The sequence below is a fragment of the Hyphobacterium sp. genome (genome assembly GCF_965228115.1).
In the GTDB taxonomy this organism is placed as follows: Bacteria; Pseudomonadota; Alphaproteobacteria; order Caulobacterales; family Maricaulaceae; genus Hyphobacterium.
In genome coordinates, this window is record NZ_OZ245794.1 from 947,826 (window position 1) to 960,627 (window position 12,802).

At 56.7% G+C, this 12,802-nt stretch carries 13 protein-coding genes; 5 read left to right on the forward strand and 8 right to left on the reverse strand.

Going from position 1 to position 12,802, the window contains the following annotated elements; genetic code table 11:
• Positions 1-19: 19 nt before the first annotated feature.
• From ACO079_RS05185 to ACO079_RS05195, 3 genes are all read right to left on the reverse strand, one after another.
• On the reverse strand, positions 20-1,225 hold the full coding sequence (locus ACO079_RS05185) for a mechanosensitive ion channel family protein (protein ID WP_421792277.1): 1,206 nt from the start codon (positions 1,223-1,225) through the stop codon (positions 20-22).
• Positions 1,222-2,811: a peptide chain release factor 3 gene (locus tag ACO079_RS05190; RefSeq protein WP_421792279.1), complete on the reverse strand. Its 1,590-nt coding sequence runs from the start codon at positions 2,809-2,811 to the stop codon at positions 1,222-1,224. The genes ACO079_RS05185 and ACO079_RS05190 overlap by 4 nt, the downstream gene beginning before the upstream one ends.
• A 64-nt stretch (positions 2,812-2,875) precedes the next feature.
• Entirely contained in the window at positions 2,876-3,151 is a 276-nt protein-coding gene (locus ACO079_RS05195) for a DUF1491 family protein (protein WP_421792280.1), read from the reverse strand.
• Positions 3,152-3,273: 122 nt separating this feature from the next.
• On the opposite strand from ACO079_RS05195, the gene ACO079_RS05200 reads away from it, so the two are divergent.
• Together ACO079_RS05200 and ACO079_RS05205 are read left to right on the forward strand one after the other, a co-directional pair.
• Positions 3,274-4,845: a hypothetical protein gene (locus ACO079_RS05200; RefSeq protein WP_421792282.1), complete on the forward strand. Its 1,572-nt coding sequence runs from the start codon at positions 3,274-3,276 to the stop codon at positions 4,843-4,845.
• Between the two features lie 26 nt (positions 4,846-4,871).
• Positions 4,872-5,726 (forward strand): hypothetical protein, encoded by an 855-nt coding sequence (locus tag ACO079_RS05205; RefSeq protein ID WP_421792283.1) that lies wholly within the window; start codon positions 4,872-4,874, stop codon positions 5,724-5,726.
• On the opposite strand, the gene ACO079_RS05210 is transcribed toward ACO079_RS05205, so the two are convergent.
• Positions 5,709-7,400 carry an ATP-binding protein gene (locus tag ACO079_RS05210; protein WP_421792285.1) on the reverse strand — a complete coding sequence of 564 codons (1,692 nt, stop codon included), beginning with the start codon at positions 7,398-7,400 and terminating at the stop codon, positions 5,709-5,711. The two genes, ACO079_RS05205 and ACO079_RS05210, sit on opposite strands and share 18 nt — an antisense overlap.
• 206 nt (positions 7,401-7,606) lie before the next feature.
• Here ACO079_RS05210 and ACO079_RS05215 point away from each other — a divergent pair, with 206 nt between their 5' ends.
• The 3 genes from ACO079_RS05215 (at position 7,607) to ACO079_RS05225 (ending at position 9,566) form a co-directional block, all read left to right on the forward strand.
• Complete coding sequence (locus ACO079_RS05215; protein ID WP_421792286.1) at positions 7,607-8,608, forward strand: hypothetical protein; 1,002 nt, start codon at positions 7,607-7,609, stop codon at positions 8,606-8,608.
• Positions 8,609-8,816: 208 nt separating this feature from the next.
• Positions 8,817-9,092, forward strand: a complete 276-nt coding sequence (locus tag ACO079_RS05220; RefSeq protein ID WP_421792288.1) for a hypothetical protein — start codon at positions 8,817-8,819, stop codon at positions 9,090-9,092.
• Positions 9,093-9,131: 39 nt separating this feature from the next.
• Positions 9,132-9,566 (forward strand): SufE family protein, encoded by a 435-nt coding sequence (locus ACO079_RS05225; protein ID WP_421792289.1) that lies wholly within the window; start codon positions 9,132-9,134, stop codon positions 9,564-9,566.
• Here ACO079_RS05225 and ACO079_RS05230 read toward each other — a convergent pair.
• The 4 genes from ACO079_RS05230 to ACO079_RS05245 form a co-directional block, all read right to left on the reverse strand.
• The gene (locus tag ACO079_RS05230) at positions 9,526-10,296 is read right to left on the reverse strand and encodes a DUF6456 domain-containing protein (RefSeq protein WP_421792290.1); all 771 of its coding nucleotides are present in this window, start codon (positions 10,294-10,296) and stop codon (positions 9,526-9,528) included. The two genes, ACO079_RS05225 and ACO079_RS05230, sit on opposite strands and share 41 nt — an antisense overlap.
• 2 nt (positions 10,297-10,298) lie before the next feature.
• Positions 10,299-10,646: a helix-turn-helix domain-containing protein gene (locus tag ACO079_RS05235; protein WP_421792291.1), complete on the reverse strand. Its 348-nt coding sequence runs from the start codon at positions 10,644-10,646 to the stop codon at positions 10,299-10,301.
• Between the two features lie 133 nt (positions 10,647-10,779).
• Positions 10,780-12,492, reverse strand: a complete 1,713-nt coding sequence (locus ACO079_RS05240; RefSeq protein ID WP_421792293.1) for a Na(+)/H(+) antiporter subunit D — start codon at positions 12,490-12,492, stop codon at positions 10,780-10,782.
• Positions 12,485-12,802 carry a hypothetical protein gene (locus ACO079_RS05245; RefSeq protein WP_421792295.1) on the reverse strand — a complete coding sequence of 106 codons (318 nt, stop codon included), beginning with the start codon at positions 12,800-12,802 and terminating at the stop codon, positions 12,485-12,487. Before ACO079_RS05245 ends, ACO079_RS05240 begins: the two co-directional genes overlap by 8 nt.

A 12,802-nucleotide genomic window follows, 5' to 3' on the forward strand; every position in this document is an offset into this window, starting at 1 on the left:
TGCCCGACAGAGCTTCGGTTCAGCCGCTTTCTCCGCCGGAGTTAGTGGGCTGCTGGATCTTTTGGGCTTCCGCCTTGAGATGCGGTGGCAAGAAGACCTCCGAACCATCATCGACATAGACGGTCTGTGACGGGAAGGCGAACGATGTCCCGGCCTCATGGACAATCTTCATAAGCTCAAAGGCGAGCTCCTCCTTTATCCGCAACCACTCCGTCCAGTTGGTCGTGACGGTAAACGCGTAGAGCTTGAAATCGATCGATGAGGGGCCGAAAGCATCAACCCGCATGAAAGTCGTAACCTCCGGCGGTTTGGCGAATTCCGGATGGTTGAGCACAAAATCCAGCGTCTTGTCCCGGATAAATGCCAGCTGCTCTGTCGTCGTCTTGTACTCTACCCCGATCGCCCAGCTGATCCGGCGGTGCGTCATACGCGAAAAATTGGTCACGGCGTTGTCCGAAAGCTTCGAGTTGGGAACGTAGACGGGTCCTTTGTCAAACCGCCGGACAACCGTTGACCGGAAGTTGATTTTCTCGACCGTTCCTTCAACCACGCCGTCAACCTTTACCCAGTCTCCAGGCAAGAATCGGCGCTCGGTGAGAATCAGGACACCAGCAATCAAATTCTTGAATAGATCCTGGGCCCCGAGCCCGACGGCCACGCCAAACAATCCGAGACCGGCGACAATTGGGCCAACCGGGATCGACCAGATTTCAAGAACAGCGGCCGCCCCCACAATGATAAAGATGATCTGAAAGGCTTTTGTCAGCCAATCGATCATAACCGGCGTCAAGGCCTCAGCCAGGGCATCAAGACTGTTAGCAACCGGCTTCACCGCGTTGTGCAACGCCCAGAAAAGAGAAATCGCGATCAGTGACTGCACAATCCGCGAGCCCATCGAATTGTCGCCGCCAAATCCCAAAACAATCCCGGCCACATAGATAGAGACAATCACCGGGATGAGTTTCATGGGTCCGGCGAGGGCATCAACGATGGCATCATCGATCGGCGTCAAGGTCCGGCGGACAAATCGGCGTAGAAAACCGATCAGCCATTTTGCAATAAGGCCTCGGAGCAGAAGCCCTGCCAGCAAGGCCAATACGGCTAGCAATCCTTGCCCCACGCTGGCGCCCAGAAAACTGGTATCCCAAACGTCGAGCGCGAGCGCCCACAGCGATTGCGCTTCTTCGGTGACCTCGTTGAAAATTGATAGATCCGGCTGGCTCACTGGTTTCGCTCCTTGGCCCGAAGGAATTTCAGGTCAGGCCATTTTTCTTCCGAATAGCCAACTTCCCAAGCCGATTTGGCCAGAAATACCGGATCACCATCAATATCTTCCGCCATCGCGCTTTTATGCCGGTCCGCAAAAGCGTCGATGTCCTTATCGCTGCCGCTGAGCCAACGGGCAGTTTCGTAAGGGGCGGGTTCAAAAGTCACATCAAGCCCGTATTCGGCCGACACGCGTTCTGCCATAACCTCGATCTGGAGCTGACCGACGGCCCCAACAACAAAATCGCCGCCAATGACCGGCCGGAAAAGCTGGGTCACGCCCTCCTCCGCAAGAGATTCCAGGGCTTTCTTCAAATGTTTGGCTTTCAGGGGATCAGCCAACCGCGCACGACGCAAGATTTCGGGCGCAAAATTCGGAATGCCGGCGAACACAATCTCGCCGCTCTCGCTGAGGCTGTCGCCCACCCGCAAAAGGCCGTGATTGGGGATACCAATCACGTCACCTGCAAATGCCTCGTCGGCGATTTCCCGGTCCTGCGCAAAAAACATGATCGGCGAGGAGACGGTGATTGATTTGCCCTTATGGGTTTTCAGCTTCATGCCCCTTTTGAATTTGCCTGACGCCAATCGCAAGAAAGCGACCCGGTCGCGATGGTTCGGGTCCATATTGGCTTGTACCTTGAAAACAAACCCGGAGACGTCTTTGCCATCAGGCAAAATCTCGCGGTCAGCTTTCTTGATGATCGCCGATTCCGGCTGAGGTCCGGGAGCAACATCGGCAAGTGCATCCAGCAGCTCGGTAATCCCGAAGCGCTTGAGCGCCGAGCCAAAATAGACCGGCGTCAGATGCCCTTCCTCATAAGATTGTTTTTTAAATGGCGGGCAGAGCTCGCGGGCCATTTCGACGCCTTCGGTCAACTCCCCATAAACGTCGGGCGTAAGTAGCCCTTCGAGCTGATCCGCACCAACCGGCGCTCCGGACGCCATCTCGCCCTCCTCCGGCTTGAAGGGCACAAATTTGTCTTTTGCCAGATCCATCACGCCGGCAAAGCGTTGGCCTGAGGCTGCGGGCCACTGCATCGGCGCCGTGTCGAGCGCCAGCTTGTCCTGGATGTCATCCAGGAGGGCCTCAGGCGCGAGAGCTTCCCGGTCGAGCTTATTGATGAATGTGAGGATCGGGATATCGCGTAAGCGGCAAACCTCAACGAGTTTCAGGGTTCGCGGCTCTACACCCCGCGCAGCATCGAGCACCATGATTGCGCTGTCCGCGGCGGTGAGCGTCCGGTATGTATCCTCGGAAAAATCTTCGTGACCCGGCGTATCGAGGAGGTTGAACGTCAGCCCCTTGTATTCATAGGTCATCACAGAGGCCGAGACGGAAATTCCCCGATCCTGCTCGATCTTCATCCAGTCAGAACGCGTCCTGCGATTTTCACCACGTGCACGAACCTGCCCGGCCAGCCGTATCGAGCCGGCGGCAAATAGGATATTCTCTGTCAGCGTCGTTTTACCGGCATCAGGGTGCGAAATGATGGCGTAGGTCCGCCGCGTATTCCATGCGCCGATAGGGGTCGTTGCGCTCATAATTGATCGCCAATTCGTTCTGGTATTTGCGGGGACCTAATTGCAGCCGCGCAGCAGCGCAAGCCTAATCCATGCGCTCAACCGGCTCGGTCAGAAAATGACGCCCCTCGCGATCTTCCAGTTCAACAACCCAGAGGTCGGGATCATCCTCAATCCGGCGTTCGCAATACTGGCCGATTCTGGCCTCGTCGACGGGCGCGTTCCCAAGTGGCTGCGTCCAGATTCGCTGCCCTTCCATGTCCCGTGCCGGGACGTAGAAATCCGCCGTTCCATCCAACCGCGATACACGTAAAAGGATAGCGCCGGCATCTTTATCGCCTGAGCGGAGAACTCCCCCCATCACCCCTGCAACCATAGCGCGGCGAAGCAAGGCTTGCACCCAGATTTCTGCCCTGATTTGCGTCATTTCCATTGATGGCAAGCCAATTGCTTAATAAAGTATAAAAGGGTGGGGAGCGTATCATGTTTGTACGAGTATCGCGTGTGCTGTTGGCATTGATTCTGGCTGGCTGGTGGGCGACGGCCATGGCGGAGACGCCTGACGATGTCTCGGTTCAAGAAACGCCGCTCGCAAATCTCAATCAACCAATTGGCAATCTCTCGATTGATGCTGACGCGCCGGAGTCGACCATTCAATTTGCCTTGGGACCGACGATTGAGCCATCGGGGGGGCGCCTCGTCCTTAACCTGAGACCCGCTCCGAGAAACCGCTCGGCGTTATTGGTCATGGTCAATAATAGCCGTGCCGTGCGGATCGAACCCGCAGACCAGCCCATCCTTGCAGAAATTGATCTTCCATCATCCACGCTCCAATCCGGTACCAACCTCGTCACAATCGTTCTCGAGGATCAGGATCAAGGCTACTGGAGTCTCGATGGCAGCGAGTCTCGATTGCGTGTGGAATACCAGAATGCTGCCGGGCTTGCTTCTCTGGGTTCTGCTGAGGCGGCGATGATGGCAGATTTCCCGCGACTGGATCGTATCCATATCGAGGATCAGCCGGACGAAATTATGCTGGAGTCCATTCTGGCCCAGGGCGTGGCGCTGAGAATGAACCGCACGCCTGAATTCGTTGCTAACGCAGCTGATGCTGACATAAGCATCGGATTCGAGCTGGATGCCGATTTGACAGGACCCGAGATCCGTTTCGACAGCCAAGGCCCTCACCAAATCCTGATTGCTGGCCGGCAGCGCCGGGACCTGGAAACAGTGGCACGGGTGTTTGCCAGCCGATCGATAAGAAGCGGGAGCCAGGTATTCCGCGTTGCTGACGCGTTGAACGCCGGCGTAATTGGCCGCGAGAGCACCCAATCCATTCCGTATTCGAGCGCGCTCGGGAGCTTTGCAAATGCCCAACTTCCATTCGGTGAAGGTCGGGGCGCGCAAGCGTCCGTGATTGTAACTGAGCCGGACGGAGAAGCCCGGCTCGCTGCGCTTTCGATCATGAGCCGAACGGCACTCGCCCACCAGACCGCATGGATATATGCTTGGTACGGCACCAACAGCTTCGACGCACCGGCGGATCGGCACACCGTTTTCATCGGAACCGGAGCGTTGACAGATCGTGCCTTTGTGAGGGGTGCCCCGGCAGAATTCCGGACAGCCCTGCGCGCAGCAGCAGCGCAAACCGGGCAACGCAATAGCTTGCGCCTGAGTTCTGCCGCCTACGCTGATGATTTGTTACCTGCCGCTTCAGGCGTGGCAACAGCGTTCACGGATCCCGAAAACCCGACGCGATGGATCGCCGGATTCACCTCGCCGCGTCCATCGGGATTCTTGCGCGCCTCGCAAATGCTTTCCAGATCAGATCACTGGTCGGCTTTAAACGGACGGGCGGCGTTCTGGGATGAAGGAGGGGTAACGGCTTATGACTACTCTGTTGATGACGACATTTCTCTCGCTCAACGCTATGGGCTGCCAGAGCTGACGCCTCGCGAAATCGCCTTCGTCCTGTTTATGTTGGCGGGTCTGTTTTTATTGCGCGCAATTTGGCGCCGGCGGCGGATTCACGACAAATCAACCGGTTGGCGGTAATTTGACCCTCCTGAACGGAGGACGCCATGCAAGCCGTGCTGGCCGCGTTCGTGCTGGCGGGCGCGAACGTCCAGACCCCAACGCCGCTTGATACCTTTGCGCAGCGGGCTCTTGCTCGCGCGTTGGATGATCGGTGCGCCCTGTTCAATGAGCAGGAACGGCTCGCACTCGATGGGGCTTATCTGCAGACCCGTGGCAGCTTGCTCAGGCAGGGATATTCGGCGCAAACCATTGACGAGAGCTATCAGCAAATTACGCGGAATGCCGCCAGTCAATCCTGCAACGCGGAAGCCACGTCCAATCTTGCGGGGATTATCCGGTTTGCGTTTGCAGGCTGGCTTCGCGAGCGCACGCAGACATATGTCAGTGCGCCGGGCGCCTGGCAAGCCACCCGGCCCTTCGCATATGATAGCTGGGTAATTTCGCAGGGATTTGCGGGCCCGCGGCTGCCCATGGTCTTCGGGATTTATAATCGCAATGGCGAGCAGTCACTTGCGGCAGCTGTTCACCTTGATGCAGATGTCGCGGCAGTAAGGGTCCGGATGCGCGATCCTGAGCGTGTGCCCTCATTGTACGATCCAACGCTTGGCGGCCTTTTGACAATCAACGGCGCACCGGAGTGGACGTCCTATCTGCCTCCCCAGCATGGCAGCCATCAGTTTCTGGCCTCGGCACGAATTGCAGCTGAAGACGGTATATTCTTCAACTTTCCGTCCGCAGCACTGGAGTCGCTCGTCGAGCTCGACCCGCGTGAGGCGATTGAAGTGTTGGCCTTTGACGCTTCTGGAAACCGGATCGCCACCCGCTTTATCGGTGTCGGCGACTTCGCAGCCGCCCTGGCGTTCGTTCGATCAAGTCCGGATCTATCTGCTGGACGCTGAAACGATTGACTGGCCGGCAGTTTGCGCGCGTTCAATCCGGGTATGGATTTCAAGCGGTTCGGCAGCATCTCCCGCGCTTGCTTCCTTGTGAATCACCGGCATTGAAACAGAGACCGTTGTTCCCTCGCCCACTTTGCTGGCCAGCCTCATTTCCCCGCCGTGCATTTCAGCTAATGCCTTCACAAGCGAAAGCCCGAGGCCTGATCCGCGTTCAGTGGTTCCTTGCGCGGTCGACGCTTGCACATAGCGCTGCCCGAGCATCTCCAGCTCCGCTTCGGGAATTCCCGGCCCACTATCGCCGACGGCTAGCGAGAGGCGCTGGCCCTCAACTTTGGCCATAACCACAATCACGCCGGCCGCGGGCGTGAATTTGATTGCGTTGGATAGCAGATTCAATAGGATCTGGCGCAATGCCTTGCGATCTGCTTTGACGGGCAAATCGTCCTCAACCGCGAGTTCAACTGAGACCTTCGCATCATCCGCGCGCTGGGAGAGCATCCGCACGCACAGTTCGATCACATCCCGGGCGTTAAAGCGCTCCAGCGATAATTCGTAACTCTCAGCCTCGATTTTGGAGAGATCGAGCACGTCACCAATCAGCTCATGCAGATGCCGACCGCTCTCATGGATCAGTTCTGCATATTCCGCATATTTTGCGGGAACCGGGCCGAATAGCCGCGATTTCATGGCATCGGAAAAGCCAATAATCGCATTCAATGGTGTTCGGATTTCATGACTGACCGAGGCAAGAAACTCAGATTTTGCCTTCGCCTCCAACCTGGCCTGATCACGCTCCTCGGTCAGTTGGCGTTGAACCTTTACAGATGCAGCATCGGAGTTGGACGGGACAAGCGCTGTGACACCCGATGGCGTATGAAATATCTGGACGCCTTTGGCATTACCGGATGCTCCACGAATTTCGACTGTGTTAGACGCCGTCGCAAAACCGGCGTCAAAATATGCCCGGTCTTGCTCTGAAAATGCCAGATCGCTTAAGGGCAATCCGTGTAAATGAGGCGGCAATCCCGGCAACATGTCACGTGTTGCTTTCGAGGCAGCGAGAATATTACCGTCTTTCGAAACAAGAATTGGCAGAGGTGCATTTTCAAATGCCTGGCTTTGGGCGAGGTGTTTCCGTACCAGCCGGCCATGGCGCACGGTCTGCCGGACACTCCTGATCGCGGCGAAGGCGAAGCCGGTGGCGACAAACCACGCGGCCGCAAACGATCCCGCCAAAATCATATCGGCACCAACAGAGATTACCGGCAACAAGCCCAACAATTGCAATCCCAACAACAAGATCGAAGTTGCTCCAGAGAGAGCCGCCGCCTCAATAATGGCCCCTCGGCCACCAAATGACGCAATTGCTGCAACGGGCAGAAGAAATGCCCAGGCTGCCGGTCCCAAAACGCCGCCAGTCATGACTGCGCACGCCGCTGCAAGGCCGACCCACATCAGCGTCAGGAGAAGCCGGGGAAAACGGTCCGCTGACCGGCGTGCATAAAGAATTCCAAAAACTGCCGGCAAAAGCGCGGCTGCAATACCGGCCGCCAGGACGAGCTGTGAGGCCTCGAATCCGTCAAACCAGGCAAGCGCCATCACAACAACTGCAATCGCCCAGCCAAGGTGGACGAGAAATCCGCCGGAACGGAGAATGAGGTTGGTCAGTCGCATCAGAGCAGCGTCTCGTTTTGCCGCGACTCGCTTTGGAGCCGCACTCTGAGCCTTCGCTCACCCACTTAACAAGGGGTTAACCCGCCGCAAAATTCGTTAACGCAAGATTTCATCAAGAATGACTGCAGCAAACTCCAAACACGTCTGGCGTGATGGCGTTGAACCGACCATTATGCAAATTGGGTCCCGAAGAGGAGTGTTTGATTGTGATTGATATCTTGATTTCCGCTGTTGCTTTCATGACAGCCATTCAGGATGCGCCACAAACGCAACCTGCAGAGCAACCCGTTCTGCGATTGGATGTCGCCCAAACTCCCGCGTCCGACGAGAACGATCTCGTCCTTCGATCAGCCAGTCAGTATGCCGGGTTTCACCGTACACTGGGTGAAATCCGCGAGCGCGAAATCACATCGGGGGCCGTTCTCGACCAATCCATGGATGAACTGGCCGTCTACCTGGCACGCGAGCGCCTAGTCCGCGCCTGGCTGGCCTATTCCTCCCTCATTGCCGAGCGCCATCCCCAATTTCTTGACGATGTTAGGGATGTCGCTGACTTCTACGGACGCGATGCAGCAATTTCCGCTCTTGTCAGCGACCCTGCGTACGCGGGAGCGTTCCGGTATTCCGACCAGGCCAGCGACTCTGTCATTGAGGCAATCGAAGCCGATTCAGGCGAAATCCGTCAAATCGGAGAACAATACCGATTGGCTGCGTATGACCTTCAGAATGAGCGTTGGGCCAATGCGGTGGCGCGTGATCGTCAAAACCGCCTCGCTGCTCTGACGGCGGCAGATAGTGTTTCTGCACCCCTCGCGACAGATATGTTCTCAACCCGTTTTGTAAGCGAGGCCGAACTGGCGCCGGCATCATCCTTGTTTGCATCGCCAGCACCGCGTTTGCCAACGAGCACGCCTGATCTGTCACTTGATCCAGATGTCCCTTACGAACCCGACCGGGTCCGTGTTGGACGAATCCTGTCAATCGCAGCCTTGCGTGCGATCGGGAATGATTCCCGTTATTCGGAAGATTCAATCCGGACGCTGCTGGCAGATCCGCTTGCGCAACGCTGTATTGATTGGGCCCGCGTAAACCTTGCCCAATGTGTCGCTGCGGCCCATTTCGAATACGAAGATTCATTCTGCATTGCCCAGCATGCACTGCTGGATGTGTCTAATTGCCTCGAAGCGGCACAGAATCGCAGCAATTAGGGCTGCAACGACGTCAGGTGTTTCACAACGATACAAACTTAACAACAAGTAAAGAAGTCAAACTGATTTCTATATATTAGAATTCGAACGATCTGCTTTTTTGTTTATTTTCTATTAACTCGCGTTTCGATGGAAATCTGCGCCGGCTTTGGTTAGCCTCCTTCTTGCAGATGGGACATGTGTGTCATCAACAGAACGGGCTGACCAAATGAGCATTGCATTTCGCGCTATTTTCTGGATCGCCATTGTCTCCGCTTTTGCGCCTGCCGCTGTCTTTTCCAGCGAAGGTATGACCGCGCCGGACGACATTTCCGAAATGATCGAGCAGGGCCAACGATTGCACCAGGTCTGCACGGATCTGCCCGCCCTCTGTGATCTGGCCAGCGAAGCGGGCGGTCTTGTCACCATCGCAGCCAGCGAGTCGCTGGACCGGGTCGATACCTGGCTTGATGAGCGCGAACATACGAGCGCTGACGCATCGTGATTTCTTGTTATTGAGCGAAAGACGCTCTATGTGCCGGGCATGGCCCCGGATACCCAAACTGACATCGACGATCTCATTGAAGAATTCGACTTCCTGGACGATTGGGAGGAGCGATATCGCTATTTGATCGACATGGGCAAAGCCCTGCCCGCCTTACCGCAGTCCGAGAAAACAGAAGCGAACCGGGTCAAGGGATGCACCAGCCGTGTCTGGCTTGCTATCAGTCCGCCTCAAAACAACGTCTTTGAATTTCAAGCTGACTCAGACGCCCACATCGTTAAAGGTCTCGCCGCCTTGATGATCCGGCTATACTCGGGCCGGGCTGCTAGCGAGATCGGCGAAATCGATGCGCGGTCGGTGCTGGAAAAAATCGGGCTTGCGGAACACCTGTCGCCCCAGCGCTCGAATGGCCTCAACAGCATGATTGCACGGATCAAGACGGAGGCGGCCGAGATTCAGGCCGCACATCGCTAGCGCGCAGCATACCATAGTGGATCGCAAGGCGCTGCAACGCGATCTTGAGAACGGCCTTACCGGCGCGCCGGGGCCAACCCTGTTGCCGCTCGGCTGCTTCCATGCCTTTCTCCCTGATACAAACCTCAATCAGGATTTGATCCAGACCGGCACCTACGGCATCCAGCGCGGCAAAAACACGGTCCTTGGCGTCCCGGGCCGAATTGGATGCGTCCTCCCTTGCGCGGCCTCCGCTGCTTCGCGAGGGGGCTGCATAACTCGCCCAATCGGCGGTTATCCGCTCGGCGAGCACGGAACCATTGTAGTCATCACGCAAGCGCTCCCCGGCCTCGAACTCCGAAACGGAAAGATAGGCCTTGCCCGTTGCGGGATCACGCTTGGTCCATCGTGAAAGCGGCGAGTCCGCAATATTGATCTCGCGATTCTGGATATGGCCTTCGGCGGAGATGAAATTCTTCCGCTTCGAGATCGTGTGCTGGACTTGAAAATCACCCAACCGGCGCGCCGAAGCCGCCTCCGGATCCGTCGCGAGTTCGTAGGCATCAGCAGAAACTGGCCGGATCACACCTTCAGCTCTTGCTGCCTTAACGACATCAAAACTGATGCGTGCAAGCGGCCGTTTACGCCGGTCGCCCTTCGGAAAGACGCCCCAGATGTCCGGTTCGGCGGGGATTGGCCGCAATTGACCGCTGGAGGCCGCTAGCCGTCTTTGCCAGGCAGGCACCCTCATATCTAGGCCGCCTGTCCCGTCCGTTCGGGTTCCGGCGCCGTCCTTAGACAATCCTCCAGACCGTCCAGCCAGGCATCAAAGGCCGGATCATCTCGCCGATCCTCTACTATCTGGCAGGCATGAGCCGCGGTTGAGCGGTCGCGTCCGAAGGCCAGCCCCACACGCGCCAGATTTAGTTCGAATGCAACATGCGCAAGATACATCGCAACTTGTCGTGCAAACGCGACTTCAGATGAGCGCCGCGTCGGGGCCGCGATTTCGTCAGCCGGCACATCAAACGCAAATGCGACGGTTTCGCGGGCAAGCCGGGCACGTGCCAGATCCCGTTCAAGTAATTGTTGTCCACACATCTCTTTTATCGATCTCCACTGCTCCGCGCAGTCTAAGAGCGGTTCTGGAATGTGAGGATAACTTTCCTATCTTTGTGGCGACATGTCTATATACACTTTATAATTGTGTACAAATTTCTGGAGGATAAGCTGGCTATCCTGCGAAATAGGCGATCAGCATTACGATCCCCAGCAGGACACTTGTCCAGATAGCCAGCACCCCGCTTGGGACATCGCGGCTCATCGCGCCTGCTGGACTGAACAGGTTGAACAGCTTGCCCGACACGTCCCGGCCCAGGTTACGCACGCGATTACCGATCGCGGCGCTTAACCGGTCGATCATCTGCCAACTCCACCGGAACACACCATTGCCAACCTTCCGGTATATCCAGTCCGTATCGAGATTTACCGATCGAACCTCTTCGGGATAGAGCTTGAACCTGACGAGGAAGGTAAAGGCGAACAGCGCCGCAAGGAGGAGCTGCATTTGCCCGACAATATGGTCGAATGTGTACGGCTCATACTCCACCGCAAAGGGCAGCAAATCGTACAAAACTCCGTAATTCACGCCCAGATAAATGCAGAGGAAAGAGGCCAGCCCCATGGCCAGTAGCATGTTCCAAGGTGCTTCTTTCACGCGATGACCCTGATCGTGGTGGAAGAAGGCAAAATACGGAATTTTGATACCCGAGTGTTCCAGCACACCGGCTGAGGCAAAAACGAGTATCACGAAGGGAATCTCGTAACCGGCATAGGCCACGGCCGAAATCGTCAGCGCCTTGGCCACAAAGCCCGAGAAGAGCGGGAAGGCCGAGATCGCCCCCGCTCCGATCAAACAGAAGAAGGCGGTGAAGGGCATGGATTTATAAAGCCCGCCCAATCGCGATGCCTGGGTATGGCCGACGCGCATGAAGACAGCGCCCATCGTCATGAAAAGCAGCGCCTTGTAGATAATATGCACAAAGGCATGGGCTGCAGCACCATTGAGCCCGAGCTCGGTACCCACCCCGATGGCGGCAACCATGAATCCCAGCTGGTTGTTCAGCGAATAGGCCAGGACCCGGCGGAGATCGTTTTCGATAACCGCATAAAAGACCGGGAAGGCCACCATGATGCAGCCGATCCAGACCAGCACATCCAGTCCCGCAAACCCGCGGGCCAAGGCGTATATAGCAAGCTTGGTGGTAAAGGCCGAAAGGACGACTGCGCCTGTCGCGGTCGACTTGGGATAGGCATCCTGCATCCAGTTGTGCAAGAGCGGGAATGCCGCCTTGATCCCGAACGCTATCAGGATCAGCAGACCGCCCGGCGCGTTCACATCAATCGCATTGAACTGCCAGCTTCCCTGATGCTGAGCGAACATAACGGCGCCAGCCAACAACATTACGCCCGAGAATACATGAATCGCGAGGTATCGCAGTCCCGCGCGATAAGCAGCGGGATTCCGGCTCGCCCAAACGAGGAAGACCGAACTGATTGCGGTCAGTTCCCAATAGAGGAAGAGGGTTAGCAGATCTCCGGCAAACACCGCGCCGAGACCCGCGCCGGAATAAATCAGTGTCGACGCATCTGCCAGCTGATCCCGGTCGTGCAGAGCATAAATCGAGTTCAGAAAAATCGCGAGGATGAAGACCAATCCCCACACCCGGGATAAGGGGTCAAACCGGTAGGTTTCCAGCGTAAATCCCGCGACCTCGAAAATGCCGAATATTCCGACGTCTGAACTGAACCAAACCGCCGCGGCCGCAAGCGGCGCGGCAATCATCAGGATTTTCCGTAGCGTGTAAGACGGTGAAACCGTTGCAATTAGGCCCGCAAGGATGACAGGGAGTGCCGGCGAAAGACCGGATGCGATGAGATCAGTCATGATCTCCCTCCACATCGTAATATTCTTCCGGCCGACCCAACAGGCGACGCAGGGGCCATCCCATCAGCACGGCGAGACAAAACCCGACGAACCCCTCGATTTCGTAGAATCCGATGACATCATCCCATTTCGACACAGCATGAAGCGGAAAGAAAAACTCCAACACCAGAAGCGCCAAGGCCAACGCACCGAAAATATAAAAAGGAGCCGCTTTAACGGCTGGCTTTTCGAGCCATAAAAATGGCCGGGCGGCAGGATGGACCTGGTCGTCGGCGGCGTGCGCGCCCGTCGTCGGGTTTTTCTCGCTCAT